Below are 18,726 nucleotides of genomic sequence, written 5' to 3'. Positions count from 1 at the left end.
CGTGACGCGGGACGACCGCCCGCCCTGCTCAATGACGGAAGCTGGGATCGATCCGGTCGAGCTTGCGCAACAGCGCGGGCCAAGCGAGCTTCTGCGCCAATCCGCCCATTCCCTTGGGGTTTGACTGCCCCGCGACCTTGTGCGCGACACCCTGCGGCGGGTTGTTGAGGTGCTCCTTGCCCGCCGACAGCATCAGCACCTGCGCCTCGCACGCGCGCTCGAGGAAGTAGAGCCGCAGGAAACACGACGCGACGGTGTCGCCGATCGCGAGCGTGCCGTGGTTGCGCAGAATCATCGCGTTCTTGGTGCCGATGTCGGCGACCAGCCGCTCGCGCTCGTCGAGGTCGGTCGCGATCCCCTCGTAATCGTGGTAGGCGACATCGTGCTGCGCGATCATCGCGGTCTGCGTGTGCGGCAGCAGGCCGAACTCCATCGCCGATACCGCCTGCCCGTGCGGCGTATGCAGGTGCATCACCGCCGCGGCATCCTCGCGCGCCATGTGGATCGCCGAGTGGATGGTAAAGCCCGCGGGGTTGACCGGGTGCGTCGAGGGGCCGACCGGATTGCCCTCGACGTCGATCTTCACCAGGCTCGACGCGGTGATCTCTTCGAACATCATGTCGTACGGGTTGATGAGGAAATGATGCTCGGGCCCGGGCACGCGCGCCGACAGGTGCGTGAAGATGAGATCGTCCCAGCCATAGAGCGCGACGAGCCGGTAGGCGGCGGCGAGATCGACCCGCGCCCCCCACTCGCCCGGTGCATAATGCGCCTCATGCTGGTCGACGGTCGCGAGCGTTGCCATGGCGTGATCCTCTCGGTTTCGTTGTGCCACTGGATACCGCATCGTCGAACGCGCGTCACCCCTGGCGATGTAACCGGCCAGCGCAACCGTACCTGCGACTGGAAGCGCCCGTGACCGCGGACGCCGCGGTCCGCACCGCTAACCTGCGCCGTTGCACAACGTCCGCGATCGGCCATAGAGCGGCAACATGGCCGTGATGGCGCGCGTGCGCGAATTCCTCCGCGAAGAACAATGGACGTTCGCCGCGCACGAGCTGCCGGTGCTGCCCGGGTCACCGGGCTCACCCGACCATCCGACCAGCCGAAAGATCGCTTACGGGCTGATCGGCGTGCTCCTCGGGCTGACCGCGGGATTCGGCAACGCGCTGATCACCGCCAACACCTATACGCTGCAAGGCGCACTGGGGCTCGATCCGGCCGAGATCGCGTGGCTGCCGACGGTCTATGTGATGACCAACGTCAGCATCAATTTGCTAATGATCAAGTTCCGGCAGGAATTCGGGCTCAGGCCGTTCGCGATCATCTTTCTCGCGATCTACGTGATCCTCACTTTCGCGCATCTGTTCGTGCGCGACTTCACCTCGGCGATCCTGGTGCGCGCGGCGAGCGGGATGGCGGGCGCGCCGATCAGCAGCTTGGCGCTCTATTACCTGATGCAGTCGTTTCCCGCGAAGTGGCGATTGCGCGCGGTGGTGGTCGGGATCGGCGTCCCGCAATGCGCGACGCCGATGGCGCGGTTGTTCTCCCCCGAATTGCTGGCGATGAGCCAGTGGCGCACGCTCTACCTGTTCGAGCTCGGGCTTGCCGCGATGAGCCTCGCCGCGGTGATCGCATTGCGCCTGCCGCCGACCAACCGGGTCAAGGCATTCGAGCCGCTCGACTTCGTCACCTTCGTATTGTTCGCGGGCGCGATGGCATTGTTCGCCGCCGTGCTGGGGCTCGGGCGAATCGACTGGTGGACGCAGGCGAACTGGATCGGCTGGGCACTGATCGCCGCGATCCCGATGCTCGCCGCCGCGCTGGTGATCGAGCACGGCCGTGCCAATCCGCTGCTCAATACGCGCTGGCTGGCGAGCGCGGACATCCTGCGCTTCACCATCGTCACGATCATGGCGCGGATCGTGCTGTCGGAGCAGAATACCGGCGCGGTCGGGCTGCTGACCGTGCTGGGGCAGAACAACGACCAGTTGATGCCGTTCTTCCTCATCCTGACGATCGCGACCGCGGCGGGTGTCGCGGCAAGCGCGATGACGCTCAACATCGAGAAACTGGCGCATCCGATCATGCTCGCGGTCGGGCTGGTCGCCGTCGCCGCATTCATCGACTCGCACTCGACAAGCCTGACGCGCGCGCCGCAGCTCTACGCGACGCAAGGACTGATCGCATTCGCGGGCGCGTTCTTCCTCGGCCCCGCGCTGCTGTTCGGGATGACGCGCGCGCTAGCGGCAGGAAGCGGTCACATTATCAGCTTCATCGCGCTGTTCGGGATCATCAACTCGATCGGCGGACTGGGGGGCGCGGCACTGCTCAGCACCTATCAGGTGGTGCGCGAAAAGGCGAACAGCGCCGCCTTGGTGCAAGCGATCGATCCAACCAACCCGATCGTGACCCAGCGCATCCAGGCAGGCGCCGCGGGCGTCGGGCGCGTCATCGGCGACCCCACGCTGCGTACCGCGGAAGGTGCGGCGCTGCTGTCGCAAGCGACGACGCGCGAGGCCAACGTGCTTGCATACAATGATGTATTCCGGCTGGTCGCGGTGCTTTCCGCGCTGACCTTCCTCTACCTCCTCTTCCTGCTGGTGCGGCGCTCGATCCGCGCGCGCCGCGGAGTTCCCGCATGACTGACCCGCGTTCCCCCAACGTTTCTCCCACGCCGATGACGGAAGAGAAGATCGCCGAACAGGGCGGCACGCCGACAACCGACGCGGCCGCCCCGCCACCTGCCGCCGCACCCGCGACGCCGCAGGGGTCAGGCTGGCGCCCGCCGCAGCTCACCGCTGGTTCGATCGTGCTGATCGCGGTGCTGGCGCTCGCGGGCATTGCCGCGGTGTTGGCGGCGTGGCGCATCTGGCCGTTCAACCCCGACGATCAGTCGACCGACAACGCCTATGTCCGCGGGCGCGTGACCGTGATCAGCCCGCAGGTGTCGGGCTATGTCACGCGCGTGCTGGTGCGCGACTTCGCCACCGTCGAGCAGGGACAGCCGCTGGTCGAGATCGACCGCCGCATCTACGCGCAGCGGGTCGAGGCGGCAGCGTCGCAGGTCGAGGCGGCGCAGGCGACGCTCGCCAACTCGCGCCAGCAGGCCGCCAGCCGCCAAGCGAGCTTCGGCGCGCAAGAGGCCGCGGTCGAGAACGCGCAGGCGCAGTTGATGCGCGCGCAGGCCGATATGGCGCGCGTCAACGATCTGGTGAAGGACGGCTCGGTGTCTTTGCGCGAACGCGACCAGACGCTCGCCGCGCTGCGTCAGGCGCAGGCTGGTGTGCGGCAGGCGCAGGCGGCGCGCGAGATTGCGAGCCAGGACATCCGCACGGTCGAGGTCGGGCGCGGCGGACAGCAGGCGGGCGTGTCGGGCGCGGAGGCGCAGCTCCGCCTCGCGCGCATCGATCTCGCCAATACCCTGATCCGCGCACCCGAGCGCGGGCGTTTGTCGGAGGTCGGCGTGCGCGTCGGGCAATATGTGACCGCGGGATCGCAGCTGATGTTCCTGGTCCCGCCCGAGGTGTGGGTGATCGCCAACTTCAAGGAAGCGCAGACCGCACGTATCGCGGTCGGCCAACCGGCAAGCTTCACGGTCGACGCATTGAACAACGCGCGCATCCGCGGCCATGTCGAACGCATCTCGCCCGCCGCGGGCAGCGAATTCGCGGTGCTGAAGTCCGACAATGCGACGGGCAATTTCACCAAGGTGCCGCAGCGGATCGCGGTGCGCATCCGCATCGATCCGGGTCAGACACTCGCGGCACGGCTGCGGCCGGGCATGTCGGTGCAGGCGCGCGTCGACGTCGACGGCGCCCCGGCGGTGCAATGACGCGCGCCCTGCCCTTCACCCTTGCGCTGTTACTTGCCGGCTGCACGCTGCCGGGCAAGCGTGCCGAGGCGCCTGCCGCTGCCGCGGTTGTGCCGCCGCCCGCGTGGCGAACGCAGACGCCGCCGGGGAAGCCGATCCCGGATGCATGGTGGACCAGTTTCGGCGATGCGCAACTGACCGCGCTGGTCGAGCGCGCGCTCGCCAACAACCTCGACATCGCGGTCGCCGCCGGCCGCGTCGAGGAAGCGCGCGCGGCGCAGGACCTCGCACGCGCGCAATTGTCGCCGACGATCGGCGGACAGGTGCCCGAGACGCAAGGGCAGACGCTCAGCCCGTTCGGCACGCCGAGTCGCGCCTTCGGTGCGCAGCCCGCGATCACCACCAGCTTCGACCTCGACCTGTTCGGGCGGTTGAAACAGGCCAGCCGCGCCGCGCGCGCGCAGTTGCTGGCGAGCGAGGGCGCGCGTGACACCGTGCGGCTCGCGGTCGCGGCCAGCACTGCCACTGGCTACATCACCTTGCGCGCACTCGACCAGCGGCTCGAGATCGCGCGCGGTACGCTCGCCGCGCGAAGCGACTCGCTTAGGATTGCGAGGCGACGGTTCGAGACGGGCTATTCATCGCGGCTCGAACTCCGGCAGGCTCAGGCGGAGTACGCCGCCACCGCGCAGCTCGTGCCGCAGGCGCAGCTCACGATCAGCCGGCAGGAGAATGCGCTATCGCTGCTGACCGGCGACGCGCCGCGTGGCGTCCCGCGCGGCCTGCCACTCGAACGGCTGCTGCTGCCGCCGATCCCCGATGGGCTGCCCGCCGACTTGCTACGCCGCCGCCCCGACGTGTTCCAGGCCGAGCAGACGCTGGTCGCGGCGGACCGCTCGCTCGACAGCCAGCGCGCGGCGATGCTGCCCAACCTCGCGCTCACCGGCTCTGCCGGCGTGGTGTTGTCGACCGCGCTGTCGAATCCGGTCGGTGTCTTCTCGCTGGGCGCGAGCATCCTGTCCCCGATCTTCGACGGCGGACGGCTGCGCGCGCAGGAACGCGGTGCGGTGGCGCGGCGCGACCAGGCCGCATTCGCCTATCGCCGCACCGCGCTGACCGCGTTTCGCGAGGTCGACGACGCGCTGGCGGGTTACACCCGTATCGCGCAGCAGGCGCAGGACCTGGCCGATCAGGCCGCGGCGGCGCGCGGCGCGCTGGAAAATGCGACCAACCGCTACCGGGCGGGCTATTCGGCGTATATCGAGCAGCTCGACGCGCAGCGCAGCCTGCTGACCGCGCAACTCGCGCTGACGCAGACGCAGGCAGACCGGCTGACCAATTTCGTCGGGCTCTACCAGGCGATGGGTGGCGGCTGGTCGCGCGCGGAGATCGACGCGACGGCGCGCTAGGCATCGCCCTACGACCACTTCGTCACCCCGGACTTGATCCGGGATCCCGCTTTACTCGCGGCGAAGAAGAAGGAGCGGGATCCGGGTCAAGCCCGGGATGACGAAGTCTGGGTCATGCGCACGACAGACTAAACGGTGCCGGCGATCCGCGCGTCCTCGTCAACCTCGTCCACCTCCTCCATCTCGCGCGCGTCGAGCTTGGGCGGCTGCGCGATGAACGAGGTGACGATGAAGAAGCCGAGGTTCATCGCCTGCGTCAGCGCGCCGCCCGCGAGCAGTAACCCCGCCATCGCCGCGCGCGGCCCGGCGATCGTGTTGCTCATCTCCAGCCCCGCGCTCAGGAACAGCAGGTCGCGGTTGGGAATGATCGGCAGGCGCGAGATCACCATCTGTGCGGTCAGGAACACGAGCCAGGTCGACCAGCGCTCGGTCGGCAACACGACGGCCCATTGCGTCGCCTGGAGCAGCACGACCAGCGTGGTGCGGGAGATATGGATGGCCAGCACGCTCGTCGCCTGCCCGCCCGTCAGCGCGATCAGGTGACGCCGCAGCCGGTACAGCACCGGCACCACGAATACGGCGGCGAGTACGCCCGCCACCACCAGCGCCGGACCGGGATGGAGCCAATCGATGATCCGCCGCGCGTTGCCGGTGGCGGCGAACAGCACCAGCAAGCCAGCGGTGACGAGCCCCGACGACACCGCCGAGAGGATCGCATTGTCCTTCAGCGCGACCAGAATGCGCTTGGTCTTCAGTCCGAAGCTGCGCTTCAGCCAGATCGCGAACATCAGCTCGCCCGAATAGCCGACCAGCGCGCTGTTGTAGACGCGCTTGCGGATCAGCACCGGGAAGGCGCGCGGCAGCCTTTGCCGAAACACGATGCGGAAGATGGCCGTCTCCGACGCGGGCAGGATCAGGAAATTGACGAAGAACAGGATGTAGAACAGCGGGTTGGTCGGCAGCGATCCCGCTACCTGTCGCCACCCGATCGCGCGCACCTTGAGCACCAACCAGGTGAACATCGCCGCAAAGAACAATATGCGCAGCGCGACCGCGACGCGTTTCGCATCCTCGGTCCCCGCCCAGGCGCGCGCGCGCGCGACGAGCGTCATCAGAACAGCCCGAGCGCGCGCGAGTGCGCGAAGAAGGCGTCGAACGACGCCCGCTGCCTGGGTGTCAGGCGAAAGCGCGAGTAATCCGTTGTTCGACCCAGCAGGCGGCGAACGCCCCATTCCACCCGGTCGCGCGGGGTGAGCGCGATGCGCTTCTCGAAATGCGCGCGCTCCCACGTGTTGCCGCCGTGAAAGCAGCGGATCAGCAGTGCTGCCTCGCCCTCGTCGAGCAGCGTGAAGCCGAGCCGCCGCCACGCGTCGCGGTAGGTGCTGTCCTCACCGCGGCGTTCGAGCGGGTAGCGGATGTCGTCGCGGCGGCGATGCAGGATCGTGCTCGGCACCCCGCCCTGGAACCAGCCGATGTACGGCCGCGTGAGCCACGCGGGTTCGGCCAGGTGCATCAGCGCGACCGGGCACCAGCATGCGGCATGATCGCCCAGCACGACGATCTGCCGCGCCAGCCGCTCAGGATCGAACCAGTCGTCGTCGTCCCATTGCGCGATCACGTCACCACGCGCGAGATCGAGCGACAGGTTGCGCAACGCGCCCAGCGTCGTCGCCGGGTCCTTGACCAACCGATGATGGATCAGCCGGTCGGCGGGCACGCGCGACAGGACCGGCGCATAATCCTGCGTCCCGTCGTCGACCACGACGAGCTCGCGATTGGGATAGGTCTGCGCGAGGAAGCAGTCGACTGAGCGCTCGGCCAGATGCATCCGGTCCGCGGTCACCATCAGGCAGGAGATGCGGGGGCCGTCATCAGCGAACGGCTGGGCTGCGGGCCTCACGCCATCGTCCTAGGCAGCACGGGAGCATGCTGGTATCCGCCGCGCCTTGCCATGACACGCATCGTCTTCGTTCTTTCCTACCCGACGTATCACAGCGTCGCCGATCCGGCCGAGTGGCTGCGCTGGGACAATCGCGACCGCCGGATGCCCGCGCTCCTATCGGCGCTCGGCGTGGATGTCGAGTTGTGGGGCGTGGGGCACGAGAACAGCGTGCTGCGCTGCGACCCCGACGTCGGCGCGCCCTACACGCTGCGGCTGTTCGCACGCGATGGTGGCGGCACCAAGTCGCGCGACCATTACAGCGACGCGCTGGTCGACGCCGCGCGCGCCGACACCGCCGACCTGTTCGTCGTCATCGGCACCAACGGTGGCGCGGGCTATCGCCTGTTCGACCGCGCGTTAAAGCCCGATGCGAGGCAGTTCGCGGTCATCATCGGCGGCGATTACTGGAGCCGACTGGTTCCGCACGCCGCGATGGTCTTCACCGAGTCGGAATTGCAGGAGCGTGCGCTCGCGCGGCCGCGCGTGCCGTGGCGCCCGGCCATTCCCTACGCCCGAATGGAGCGGCTACCCAAGTCGATCGACACCGAACGTTTCCGCCCCGTCATGGGCGAGCGCCGCCGCGACGTGATCGCGGTCAGTCGGCTGACGCGGTGGAAGAGCTTTTCCGAGGTCGGCGCGCTCTCGGTCGAGCACCGCGTCGCGGTCGCGGGCGGCGGACCCGACGCAGAGGCGCTGGCACGACGCTATCCGGAGATCGACTGGCTCGGCCACGTTCCCAACGCCGCCGTGCCTGCGCTGCTCGGCTCTGCCGCGCTCTACTTTCACGCCGGGCGGCGCGACTATTTTCCGCGCGCGATCGTCGAAGCGATGGCGTGCGGGCGCCCAGTGGTCGCCTTCGCCGACCGGATCAGCGCCGACGTGCTGCCGGCCAATTGCGGATTGCGCGTGACCAATCGTAATTACCGACACGAGGTCGCCGCACTGCTCGCCGATCCGACGCGGCTGGCGGCGATGGGGCTGATGGCGCGCGCGCACGCGCTGGCGACGCACGGGTTGCGGTCGAGCGAGCCCGCCTGCCACACGCTGCTGCGCCTTGCCCGCGGGGATGCGTGATGACGCCGCAGAGCACATCAGAGTGGACGGTCGTTCTCGCCTATTTCAACGAGGCCGACTACCTCGCCGCGACACTGCGCAGCTTGGACGCGCAGACGCTCAAGCCCTTCCGCCTGATCCTGGTCGACAATGCCTCGAACGACGGCTCGGCCGAGATCGCGCACGCCGAGGCGGCGGCGATGCGCGGGGTCGAGGTGATCCACCTGTTCGCGGAGCAGCCCGGCAAGATCCACGCGCTGGAGGTCGCCAACCTGCACATCGCGACGCCGTTCGTCGCGTTCACCGACGCCGACACCTTCTACCCGCCGCACTATCTCGCCACCGCGAGGCAGGCCTTTGCAGAGGGCGGCGCGCGCGTCGTCGCGGTGATGGCGACCGACGTCACCGATCCTGCCGATGGTCCAGCCGCGCTCGCCAAGCGTCGCCACAACCAGCGCGTCAGTCGGCTGTGGCCCAAACAGACACACACCGGCGGCTACGGCCAGACATTCCGCACCTCGGCCTATCTGGCGGCCGGCGGCTACACGCACGGTCACTGGCCCTATGTGTTGATGGATCATGAGATCATGGAGCGCGTGCTGGCGCACGGCGCCGCGGTCTACCCCTTCGACCTGTGGTGCGTCCCCTCCCCGCGCCGCTCGGACCGCACACGCGTGCGCTGGACGCTTGGCGAACGGCTACTCTACCATTTCACGCCGCATGTGGTGAAGAACTGGTATTTCCACCGCTTTCTCGGCCCCCGGCTCGCACGACGGCGGCTGACGCACCTCAACCTGCGCGAGAAGACCTGGATTGAAGCCTGACGGGCACACTTGTGTTGCCCGAATATCACACCATCTAGTCGGCAACACAGCAGGGGACTTCCATGAACCTCGACAAGTTTACCGACCGCGCGCAGGGCTTTCTCCAGTCCGCACGCACCGTCGCGATCCGCATGAACCATCAGCAGATCGCGCCCGAACATCTCTTGAAAGCGCTGCTCGAGGATGAGCAGGGCATGGCCGCCGGGCTGATCGCGCGTGCCGGCGGCGACGCGCGCCGCGCGACCGCCGAGACGGACGCGGCGCTCGCCAAGATCCCCGCGGTCAGCGGCTCGGGCGCGCAGACGCCGCCGGGGCTTGGCACCGCCACCGTGCGCGTGCTCGACCAGGCCGAGGAGATCGCGAAAAAGGCGGGTGACAGCTATGTCACGGTCGAGCGGATGCTGGTCGCGCTCGCGCTGTCGCTCAATACCGCCGCGGGCAAGGCGCTTCAGGCCGCAGGCGTCCGCGCCGACGCGCTCAACAGCGCGATCAACGAGCTGCGCGGCGGCCGCACCGCCGACACGCAGAGTGCGGAGGACCGCTACGACGCGCTTAAAAAATTCGCGCGCGACCTGACGGAGGCGGCACGCGACGGCAAGCTCGATCCCGTGATCGGCCGCGACGAGGAGATCCGCCGCACGATTCAGATCCTCGCCCGCCGCACCAAGAACAATCCCGCGCTGATTGGTGAACCCGGCGTCGGCAAGACCGCGATCGCGGAAGGGCTCGCGCTGCGCATCGCCAACGGCGACGTGCCCGACACGCTCAAGGACCGTCGTCTGATGGCGCTCGACATGGGCGCGCTGATCGCGGGCGCGAAATATCGCGGCGAGTTCGAGGAGCGGTTGAAGGGCGTGCTCGATGAGGTGCGCCAGGCCGAGGGCGACATCATCCTGTTCATCGACGAGATGCACACGCTGATCGGTGCAGGAAAGTCGGAGGGCGCGATGGACGCGGGAAACCTCCTGAAACCCGCACTCGCACGCGGCGAGCTCCACTGCGTCGGCGCGACCACGCTCGACGAATACCGCAAGCACGTTGAAAAGGACCCCGCGCTTCAGCGGCGCTTCCAGCCCGTGTTCGTCGGCGAGCCGACGGTTGAGGACACGATCTCGATCCTGCGCGGGTTGAAGGACAAGTATGAGATGCACCACGGCGTGCGCATCACCGACGGTGCGCTCGTCTCGGCGGCGACCTTATCCAACCGCTACATCACCGACCGTTTCCTGCCCGACAAGGCGATCGACCTGATGGATGAGGCCGCCAGCCGCATCCGCATGGAGGTGGAGTCGAAGCCCGAGGAGATCGAGTCGCTCGATCGCCGCATCCTGCGGTTGAAGATCGAGCGCGAGGGGCTGCGCCGCGAGTCGGACGAGGCGTCGCGCGACCGCTTCGCCAATCTGGAGGAGGAACTCGCCAATCTCGAACAGCAATCGGCCGAGCTGACGACGCGCTGGCAGGCCGAGAAGGACAAGATTGCGGGCGAGGCGAAGCTGAAGGAACAGCTCGATGCCGCGCGGCTGGAGCTCGAACAGGCGCAGCGCCAGGGCGACCTGGCGAAGGCGGGCGAGCTGTCCTACGGCCGCATCCCCGCGCTGGAGCGTCAGCTCGCCGAGGCGCAGGCAACCACGCAAGGCGCGATGCTGCGCGAGGAAGTGACCGCAGACGATATCGCGGGCGTGGTCAGCCGCTGGACCGGGGTACCGGTCGAGCGGATGATGGCGGGCGAGCGCGAGAAGCTGCTGCGGATGGAAGAGGTTCTAGGCAAGCGCGTGATCGGCCAGGCCGACGCGGTGCGTGCCGTCTCCACCGCGGTGCGCCGCGCGCGTGCGGGATTGCAGGACCCCAACCGCCCGCTCGGCTCCTTCCTGTTCCTCGGGCCGACCGGCGTCGGCAAGACCGAGCTGACCAAGAGCCTCGCCGAATTCCTGTTCGATGACCCGAACGCGATGGTGCGGATCGACATGAGCGAGTTCATGGAGAAGCACGCGGTGTCGCGGCTGATCGGTGCGCCGCCGGGCTATGTCGGCTACGAGGAAGGCGGCGTGCTGACCGAGGCGGTCCGGCGCCGGCCGTACCAGGTCGTGCTGTTCGACGAGGTGGAAAAGGCGCACGGCGACGTCTTCAACGTGCTGCTGCAAGTGCTCGACGACGGTCGCCTGACCGACGGTCAGGGCCGGACGGTCGATTTCAGCAACACGCTGATCATCCTGACCTCGAACCTCGGATCGCAGTTCCTCGCCAACATGCCCGAGGACGCCGCGGTCGAGAGTGTCGAGCCGCAGGTGATGGACGTGGTGCGCGCGCATTTCCGACCTGAGTTCCTCAACCGGCTGGACGAGATCATCCTGTTCCACCGGCTGGGTCAGGCGCACATGGGCCCGATCGTCGACATCCAGGTGTCGCGCGTCGGCAAGCTCTTGGCGGATCGCAAGGTGACCTTAGACCTGACCGAGGCGGCGCGCGCGTGGCTGGGCCGGGTCGGCTACGATCCGGTCTACGGCGCCCGGCCCTTGAAGCGCGCGGTGCAACGCTACCTGCAGGACCCGCTCGCCGACCTGATCCTGCGCGGCGAGGTCAAGGATGGCGCCACCGTTCACGTCGACGAAGGTGACGGAAGGCTGGTGCTGTCGGCGGGGTGACGGGGCAGCGCGTCTAAACGTTGTGTATCGCTGTGTCGCCGATTAGCGTGGCGACACAGCGGCAACGGACCTTGAACACTTGAACGATCAGTGGGCACGTGAGGCCATCACAGCCTTGCAACGCGGCGATCGCGTAACGGCTCGGCAGCGCGTCGATGCGCTTCGTGGGGCGATCAACCCTGCGACGCCTTGGTTGATCATTGGTCAGGTCGAACAGGCGCTAGGTGATACGCTAGGTGCAACCGACGCGTTCGAGCGACAATTGCAAACGACACCGCGTGATCTGCCAACCCTGCTTGTAACGGCAGCATTGAAAGAACAACTGGGGGATGAACGGAGCGCGCTCACATTCTACCGGGCGGCGTTGAATGTTGCGGCTCAGCCAGGCTTCCACGTGCCATCAGCGCTGTCGCAGCGTCTGCATGCCGCGCAGGCGTTTGTCGCTGCCGCTAGTGAGCGCTTCGCCGCTCACCTCGATCAGGCGATCAGCGACAATGGCTTGGCAGTCGGCTCAAGCGGAGCACGTCTGCGCGAGGCATTGGACCTGCTGATGGGGCGCCATGAACTATACGCCCAGCAGCCATCGATGTTCTATTTTCCAGGACTGGCGCAGCGCGCCTTCTTTGAACGCGAAGAATTTGATTGGGTCGCGTCAGTTGAGGCGCTGGTGCCACAAATGCAGGCAGAACTCACCGCCATGATGGCGACCGACGGATCTTTCTCGCCGTATGTTCAGACGCAGAACGGCAGTCCGCCGCCGGCCAACCCGCTGCTCGATGATCCAAGCTGGAGCGCCTTGTACCTGTGGCAAGGCGGCGCACCGGTCGAGTCGAATGCGTCGCGTTGCCCTGCAACGATGCAAGCGCTTGCGCACGCACCGATGCCGATGATCGCCGAACGCTCGCCGATGGCGCTGTTCTCGCTGCTGCGACCCGGCACGCACATCCGCCCGCATCATGGCTTGTTGAACACGCGATTGATTTGTCACGTCCCGCTGATCGCACCGCCCGATTGCATGCTGCGCGTCGGTGCACATAGACGCACGTGGGAAGTGGGGCGCATGCTGATCTTCGACGATTCGATCGAGCATGAAGCATGGAACAACGGCGACGCAACCAGAGTCGTCCTGTTGTTCGAGATTTGGCGGCCGGACATCACGATCGAAGAGCGCGCAGCACTCACCGCCATCTTCACCGCAATCGACGATTACCAAGGACGAGTGGTGGACAACGGCTAATCTAAGAAAAAGATGAGGGCGTGTACGCGGCTGTCGCTATCATTCGTAATTCTGAAAGCCCGGTTTATACTCGCGCAATTGCTGCTGCGTCGCGGTCAGCTCGCGATCCCAGTCAGATTTCGACATACACACACGTGTCGCGGTGACGAGCGAACCAGTAGTCGATTGACGCTTGCAGATCATCCGCTCGCCCGTCGTGCCACCGGCCGACTTGCCACTTGCGATCGGCGACAAGGAACTCGCGGCTACCGCCTCGGCGGAACTCCCGCGGCCATCCGGGAGACGCCAGACGACCGTGCCGTCCTGCGCATGTTGTACCCGACGACCATCCGCGGAAAGAAACGGCTTGGTCCGGCCGTAAGCCAGCAGCATCGCGCAACTCGCCCGATCAAGCGACGGAAACCCGCTTGACTTCGTAACTTCGCAGTCGAGCATCGTGCCATTTCGGTCTGTTCGCACCGCAACACCAACCGTTCCCTCCTCCTTTCGCTTCAGCGCGTCTGGAGGATAAGAGCTGAACATGATCCGGTTCTGATCCCGCCGCATCTGCGGAACGCCGTCCTGCGCAACCGCCGAAGATGCCAAAACCAACATCGTCACTGACACGAGCACATGTGCGTACATCATTCGATCCCCCCTGGAATCATGTTGTGAACGAATGATATGCCAACTCAGCGCGGCGGCAACTGCTTTCCTTGACGATCGGGATCAATCGCTCACGTTCGGCATCTGCTCTCCGATCGTCTCGAACAATCGTTGCACCATGCTGCGCTCCAGCGTGGTCAGATGGGGGTTCCAGACGTCGAAGATCAGCACGGCGCGAACTTCGTCGCTATCGTTCCATGCTTCATGCTCGATCGTATCGTCGAACGCCATGGCAGTACCGACCTGCCACTCGCGCGTCTCTCCGCCCACACGCAGTCCGCACCGATCCGGCACGATCAAGGGCAGGTGTACAATGGCGCGAACATTACTCACTCCGCTGTGCGGCGGCAGGCGCGTCCCGGGTTTGAGGATCGAGAAAAAGGCGGTCGGCGCCTTCTGATACAGATCGGCGCGCGGTACAGCCTCGAGTGCTGCCGCGGTGCGTGGGCAGCGCGCGCAAACATCATCATCACGCTGACCGTAGCGCCACAGATAGCGCGCGCTCCACTGAAGTGATCGATCGAGTGGAGTCCAGCGTCCGACAGGGCTGCCAGGCGCCATGTCGACGTAAGGAGCAAAGCCCGAGTCCGGGGCAGCAAGCAACGTCTCCAATTCTGCGCGAATGGCGTCCGTCTCAGCCTCGATCGCGGGCATCCAAGGGAAATGTGCGCGATCAAAATATTCGTCGGCGGGCAAGAACGGGAAGTGCAGCCCGTGACATTCATTATTGTAGATGCGCCGACGCCCGAGCATTGCATCGATACAAGCATCGACGCGCCTCCGCTCAGTCGCGGTCGCAACATCGCGTGACGCCGACAATGCTTGGTCGATCAAATCGCCCAGTTTCGCACCTTGGTCGGCGATGCGCTGCCTTGCTTTGGTGAATATGCCTTGCAGCTGGGGGGACCGCGGCGCGATCGAGCCGATCATCAACGAAAGGCCGTGCCATCGTGCGGTCGCAGCTGCGTCTCTTCCTGTACGGTCAAGCAATTCGGCTAGGCGAAAATTAGCCATGATGTTACGTTGATCAAGCGCCAACGCCGCTTCCAAGGCGCGTTGTTCACCCTCTTCGTCGCCGTTGCTTCGATGCGCGGTCGCAAGATTAAGAAGCAGCGGAGCGGCCTGCGGATCGGCCGCGGCGGCACGTTCAAACCACTCGACCGCTTTCGGATCTCGGCTCGATAGCGCGATCATGCCAAGAGCATTAAGCGCAACCGGTTGCGCCGGCGCCGTCTCCAAAACGCGCCGGTAGAGCATCGTCGCCCGCGAAATATCGCCCGACTGCTGAGCCGCCGAAGCAGTACGAAGCATGCTGACCATGTCAGGTTCGGCGACAGGTTTTACGACCATTATGGTAATATGCCGAAGCGGCTTGATCTATGCAAACGATCGCTTTCAGCTTCATGGATATCTACCAACTATCTTATGCCGACCGATCTCACCCAGTTCGTGCACGCGACCATGGCGCAGGCGGAGTGGCTCGCGCACCGCTACGATGCGCCGCGCGACGCCTTTCAAATGATACAGGTCAATCGCGCCACACGCGCCGCGGTACCGTTTCTGACCGATGAACATCTCGGCACGCCGGCGCTACGTGCCTTCCGCCGTGCCGACCTACCCGTTCAGCCCAGCGCGCCAATGCACTTCATTTTTCACTCGGCCTATTGCTGCTCCACGTTGCTTGCCCGCTCGCTTGACGTACCGGGAGCCGCAACTGCGTTGAAGGAGCCGCAAGTATTGAACGACATGGTGGGCTGGCGGCACCGAGGCGCAACGCCTGCTCACATTCGGCCCGTGCTGGATCAAGCCCTTGCTCTTCTCGCCCGACCATTTTGTGACGGAGAGAGCGTGATTGTTAAGCCTTCAAATGTGGTCAATGCACTCATCGGGGGCATGCTGTCATTGCGACCCCAGTCTCGCGCTGTGCTTTTGTACGCACCGCTACCCGTTTTCGTCGCTTCTATCGCTCGCAAGGGCATGTGGGGCCGATTGTGGGTTCGAGACTTGCTGGCAAAGCAACTCGCCGACGGCATCATCGACCTTGGCTTCTTACCCGGTGACTATCTGCTGCACACCGACTTGCAGGCAGCGGCAGTAGGATGGCTGGCTCAGCAAGCCTTGTTCACACGATTGGCGACCGCGATGCCCAATCGTGTCCGCCTGCTGAACAGTGAAGTTCTTGTCTCAGATCCCGTACGCAGCATCGACGCGGTAGCACGACTGTTCGAGTTACCGCTTGGGCCGAACGCTATCGCTACTGTCGTCAAAGGTAATTTTGCTCGTGATGCCAAGACCGGCGTCGCTTTCGAGGCAGGTCGTCGCAGCCAAGATCAGGCAAATGGCTTGGCCGCTCATCAAGACGAGATTGAGAAGGTAGTGGCTTGGGCGCGAGCCGTCGCGGAGCGGGTCGGTCTTCAGGTCGACCCACCTGTCGCCCTGCATCTGTCACCCTGAGCGACATCTAAGACTCGTAGCGTTCAAAGGCCGTTCAGGCCTTCTCCCCCAAAAAAAGGGCGCACCAAGCGGCGCGCCCTTCCTTTGCGATGTTCTAGCTTAGAACTTCAAACGCGCACCCACGGCGAACTTACGACCCAGCGGATCGTAGGTCGACGGGAAGGTGTTGCCGCCGTTGTAGGTGGTCGAACCAACCGTACCACCCACGGTCGGCGGGCTCTTGTCGAGCAGGTTCTGCACCGTGATGGTGAATTCGAGCGTGTCAGACGCCGAGAAGCGCGTGGCAAGATCGAAGTAATGACGCGCACCGATCCGACGGAACGGCGAGTCGATCAAGCATGCACCACCGCCGTTGGCAATCGCGTCACCAGCGTCGGTCGTGTAGTTCGGGCAACCCTGCTGCGCCACCGGCAGCAGCACGCCCGCTGCGTTCCGGTTCGCCGCTTCTGCCGCTGCGATGTCATCGGCGAGCTGTTGCGGCTCAAGCCGCATCGGGCTGATGAAGCGCCACAGCAGCGAGATGTCCGCGCGACCAAGCGACAAGGTGGTGCGCTGGTTGAACGAGAACTCCGGCTGCAACGAGCCGCAGTTGACGCTGTAATAGCCGGTGCACTCACGGTTCACCGAGGTCGGGGTCGCCTGGAACTTGGATTGTTCGGTCCAGTTGCCAACGAAGCCGAGGTTCAGCGCTGCATCCTCGCCGAACAGCTGACCCAGACGCGTCCGGTAGCTGACGTTGACGTCGATACCCGAGGTAAGGATCGTACCCAGGTTCGACAGCGGCGAGAACAGACCGGTGGTCGTTGCGGGATCACCATCAAGGCCACCCGTGATCGGGTTGCGGCCGATGACGGTGCAGGCTGCGCTCGTTGCGGCGTTGGCGGGCGGGTTCGTCGGCGACGCGCCGAAGCATGCCGCGATCAGATCCGCCGGAGTCGGGCTGCTGACGGCACCAGACACCTTGATGTGGTAATAGTCAGCCGACGCGGTGAAGCCACGGAAGAAGCTCGGCGTCACCACCGCACCAAAGGTGTACGACTTTGCGATTTCCGGACGAAGCGAGGGGTTTCCGCCGCCGGTCACCGCCGCCTGGCCACCGGTCGGGTTGTTGATGAACCCGATCGTCGCGGCCGGTGCACCCTGTGCGAGACACACGGCGCGCAGATTGGCGTTGTTCACCGGGTTCGCACCCGCGCACGGATCGACCCCGAGGTTGGTCAGTCCGGTCGAGATCGGCGAGAACAGCTCACCGATGTTCGGCGCGCGTGCCGCACGCTGGTAGGTTCCGCGCAGCTTCAGATCGCTGATCGGTGCCCAGCTGCCACCAGCCTTCCACGTCGTGGTGTTGAAGGTCGGGTTGCCCTGAGCGTCGACCTTGTAGTGCGACTGACGGATACCGGCTTCCAACTGGAGGTTCTGGAAGAACGGACGATCGGTGACGAGCGGCGCGACGATTTCGCCGAAGCCCTCAACCACGTCATAGCCGCCGCGGATGTTCGGCGCGGCGCCACCGGCGCCACCAAGTTCACCCGCGGTCTGCGCCAGCGTATCAGCCTGCTGACGTGCGCCATACTTACGGTACTCGGCACCAACCGCGATGTTGATGTGCGAGTCGCTGAAAGGCGAGCCGAACCCGATGTCACCGTTGATGACACCACGCGCCTGACCGAGCGTCGTTTCGACGACGGTCGTGCTTGCCGCGGTCAGGAAGTTGGCCATCTGCTGCGTGATCGACCCTGCCGGACCGAAGACGTTGAGCGGAACGCAACCGTTGGTGTCGGTCAAGCAGGTCGTGGTGTTGGTGGCGAGCAGCGCCTGGCGTGCACGCGACAGAAGCACGTAACCACCGATGTTCTGCGTGTTGCGGCTGCGGCCGTAGGAGCCCGAGAGGTCGAATCCGATACCGCTGGTGATGTCACCGCGGACACCGCCGCGGAAATCGAAGATCTGGGTATTGTATGCGCTGGTACGCGGACCCGCCTCAACCGTACGACGACGCAGGCCGAAGTTGAACGTGCGATAGTTCGGATCAGTCGGGCTGGTGGCCGCCGCCGCCGCGGCGCACTGTGCGGCCGTCAGCGTCTGGTTGCCGGCAACCGCCGTGTTCGTATCCGCGTTCGCACACAGATAGTTACGCTGCGCAGCGCTCAGGAACGGGTTGCTGACCGGCACTGCAACCGACGAACCAAACACGCCCGACGGCGCGATGATCGTGGTGACCGTGTTGTCCGAGAACAGACCGCGTGCATAGACAGTGATGTTGTCTGCAACATCGTAATGCCCCGCACCGTACATGTTGTAGCGCTTGAACGGCACCTGGAACACGTTGTCCGGGTTGAAGTTAAACGGGGCGTAATAGTTCTGGATGCCGGTGCCATCCGCCGACACCTGCTGCGCGGCGCGGCCTCCACCGATGTCGAAGCGCGACGGCGTGGTGGTCGAAGAACCCTGACCGGCGGTGTACGTGCGATCGTAAGATTCGAGCGTTACTTGCGAGTTCGGCCGATCGTTGCCGCCGAAATAAACGGGATCCGACTCCTGGTAACCCAGGCTGAGCACCACGTTGCCGCGGCCATCGTCGAGATTGGCGCCCAGCGTCAGGTCGCCACGGAAGAAGTTGCCATCACCACGCTCGGTGATCTGCTCCGAGGCATTCAGCTCCATGCCCGTGAAGTCGCTGCGGGTGATGAAGTTGATCACGCCCGC

The 18,726-nt window shown here is 65.6% G+C and carries 14 protein-coding genes; 8 read left to right on the top strand and 6 right to left on the bottom strand.

The features are described from left to right. Positions 1 to 28: 28 nt before the first annotated feature. Positions 29 to 805 carry a class II aldolase/adducin family protein gene (locus tag Q0579_RS04715; protein ID WP_298809656.1) on the bottom strand — a complete coding sequence of 259 codons (777 nt, stop codon included), beginning with the start codon at positions 803 to 805 and terminating at the stop codon, positions 29 to 31. 187 nt (positions 806 to 992) lie between these two features. Here Q0579_RS04715 and Q0579_RS04710 point away from each other — a divergent pair, with 187 nt between their 5' ends. The 3 genes from Q0579_RS04710 to Q0579_RS04700 are packed head-to-tail and all read left to right on the top strand — an operon-like array spanning position 993 to position 5,223. After that, entirely contained in the window at positions 993 to 2,645 is a 1,653-nt protein-coding gene (locus Q0579_RS04710) for an MFS transporter (protein WP_298809654.1), read from the top strand. Beyond that, complete coding sequence (locus Q0579_RS04705; protein WP_298809652.1) at positions 2,642 to 3,835, top strand: HlyD family secretion protein; 1,194 nt, start codon at positions 2,642 to 2,644, stop codon at positions 3,833 to 3,835. The genes Q0579_RS04710 and Q0579_RS04705 overlap by 4 nt, the downstream gene beginning before the upstream one ends. Next, positions 3,832 to 5,223, top strand: coding sequence for an efflux transporter outer membrane subunit (locus tag Q0579_RS04700; protein WP_298809649.1), 1,392 nt, complete (start codon positions 3,832 to 3,834; stop codon positions 5,221 to 5,223). Before Q0579_RS04705 ends, Q0579_RS04700 begins: the two co-directional genes overlap by 4 nt. A gap of 128 nt (positions 5,224 to 5,351) precedes the next feature. On the opposite strand, the gene Q0579_RS04695 is transcribed toward Q0579_RS04700, so the two are convergent. Then, on the bottom strand, positions 5,352 to 6,335 hold the full coding sequence (locus Q0579_RS04695) for a hypothetical protein (RefSeq protein WP_298809646.1): 984 nt from the start codon (positions 6,333 to 6,335) through the stop codon (positions 5,352 to 5,354). Then, a complete protein-coding gene (locus Q0579_RS04690) occupies positions 6,335 to 7,123 on the bottom strand; it encodes a glycosyltransferase family A protein (RefSeq protein ID WP_298809645.1) in 789 nt (262 codons plus the stop codon). Before Q0579_RS04690 ends, Q0579_RS04695 begins: the two co-directional genes overlap by 1 nt. A 51-nt stretch (positions 7,124 to 7,174) precedes the next feature. On the opposite strand from Q0579_RS04690, the gene Q0579_RS04685 reads away from it, so the two are divergent. The 4 genes from Q0579_RS04685 (at position 7,175) to Q0579_RS04670 (ending at position 12,921) form a co-directional block, all read left to right on the top strand. Next, a complete protein-coding gene (locus Q0579_RS04685; RefSeq protein ID WP_298809643.1) occupies positions 7,175 to 8,239 on the top strand; it encodes a glycosyltransferase in 1,065 nt (354 codons plus the stop codon). Then, the gene (locus Q0579_RS04680; protein ID WP_298809642.1) at positions 8,239 to 9,042 is read left to right on the top strand and encodes a glycosyltransferase family 2 protein; all 804 of its coding nucleotides are present in this window, start codon (positions 8,239 to 8,241) and stop codon (positions 9,040 to 9,042) included. The genes Q0579_RS04685 and Q0579_RS04680 overlap by 1 nt, the downstream gene beginning before the upstream one ends. Before the next feature lie 62 nt (positions 9,043 to 9,104). Further along, positions 9,105 to 11,684, top strand: coding sequence for an ATP-dependent chaperone ClpB (gene clpB, locus Q0579_RS04675; protein ID WP_298809640.1), 2,580 nt, complete (start codon positions 9,105 to 9,107; stop codon positions 11,682 to 11,684). A gap of 79 nt (positions 11,685 to 11,763) precedes the next feature. Next, on the top strand, positions 11,764 to 12,921 hold the full coding sequence (locus tag Q0579_RS04670) for an aspartyl/asparaginyl beta-hydroxylase domain-containing protein (protein WP_298809639.1): 1,158 nt from the start codon (positions 11,764 to 11,766) through the stop codon (positions 12,919 to 12,921). Positions 12,922 to 12,960: 39 nt separating this feature from the next. Here the strand turns inward: Q0579_RS04670 and Q0579_RS04665 are convergent, their stop codons facing one another. Both Q0579_RS04665 and Q0579_RS04660 read right to left on the bottom strand, forming a co-directional pair. Further along, entirely contained in the window at positions 12,961 to 13,548 is a 588-nt protein-coding gene (locus tag Q0579_RS04665; protein WP_298809636.1) for an energy transducer TonB, read from the bottom strand. Between the two features lie 81 nt (positions 13,549 to 13,629). After that, on the bottom strand, positions 13,630 to 14,886 hold the full coding sequence (locus tag Q0579_RS04660; RefSeq protein WP_298809633.1) for an aspartyl/asparaginyl beta-hydroxylase domain-containing protein: 1,257 nt from the start codon (positions 14,884 to 14,886) through the stop codon (positions 13,630 to 13,632). A 105-nt stretch (positions 14,887 to 14,991) separates the two neighbouring features. On the opposite strand from Q0579_RS04660, the gene Q0579_RS04655 reads away from it, so the two are divergent. Next, entirely contained in the window at positions 14,992 to 16,020 is a 1,029-nt protein-coding gene (locus tag Q0579_RS04655; RefSeq protein ID WP_298809631.1) for a hypothetical protein, read from the top strand. A 99-nt stretch (positions 16,021 to 16,119) separates the two neighbouring features. On the opposite strand, the gene Q0579_RS04650 is transcribed toward Q0579_RS04655, so the two are convergent. Continuing rightward, positions 16,120 to 18,720 carry a TonB-dependent receptor gene (locus Q0579_RS04650; protein ID WP_366522262.1) on the bottom strand — a complete coding sequence of 867 codons (2,601 nt, stop codon included), beginning with the start codon at positions 18,718 to 18,720 and terminating at the stop codon, positions 16,120 to 16,122. Positions 18,721 to 18,726 lie beyond the last annotated feature (6 nt).

The sequence above is a fragment of the uncultured Sphingomonas sp. genome (assembly GCF_936927845.1).
Classification (GTDB): domain Bacteria; phylum Pseudomonadota; class Alphaproteobacteria; order Sphingomonadales; family Sphingomonadaceae; genus Sphingomonas.
Note: the sequence above shows the minus strand (reverse complement) of the source record. Positions and strands in the feature narration are given on the sequence as shown.

Coding starts and splice junctions, on each gene's coding strand:
- Q0579_RS04715 (WP_298809656.1), bottom strand. CDS start 805: ATGGCAACGCTCGCGACCGTCGACCAGCATGAGGCGCATTATGCACCG.
- Q0579_RS04710 (WP_298809654.1), top strand. CDS start 993: ATGGCCGTGATGGCGCGCGTGCGCGAATTCCTCCGCGAAGAACAATGG.
- Q0579_RS04705 (WP_298809652.1), top strand. CDS start 2,642: ATGACTGACCCGCGTTCCCCCAACGTTTCTCCCACGCCGATGACGGAA.
- Q0579_RS04700 (WP_298809649.1), top strand. CDS start 3,832: ATGACGCGCGCCCTGCCCTTCACCCTTGCGCTGTTACTTGCCGGCTGC.
- Q0579_RS04695 (WP_298809646.1), bottom strand. CDS start 6,335: ATGACGCTCGTCGCGCGCGCGCGCGCCTGGGCGGGGACCGAGGATGCG.
- Q0579_RS04685 (WP_298809643.1), top strand. CDS start 7,175: ATGACACGCATCGTCTTCGTTCTTTCCTACCCGACGTATCACAGCGTC.
- Q0579_RS04680 (WP_298809642.1), top strand. CDS start 8,239: ATGACGCCGCAGAGCACATCAGAGTGGACGGTCGTTCTCGCCTATTTC.
- clpB (WP_298809640.1), top strand. CDS start 9,105: ATGAACCTCGACAAGTTTACCGACCGCGCGCAGGGCTTTCTCCAGTCC.
- Q0579_RS04665 (WP_298809636.1), bottom strand. CDS start 13,548: ATGATGTACGCACATGTGCTCGTGTCAGTGACGATGTTGGTTTTGGCA.
- Q0579_RS04660 (WP_298809633.1), bottom strand. CDS start 14,886: ATGGTCAGCATGCTTCGTACTGCTTCGGCGGCTCAGCAGTCGGGCGAT.
- Q0579_RS04655 (WP_298809631.1), top strand. CDS start 14,992: ATGCCGACCGATCTCACCCAGTTCGTGCACGCGACCATGGCGCAGGCG.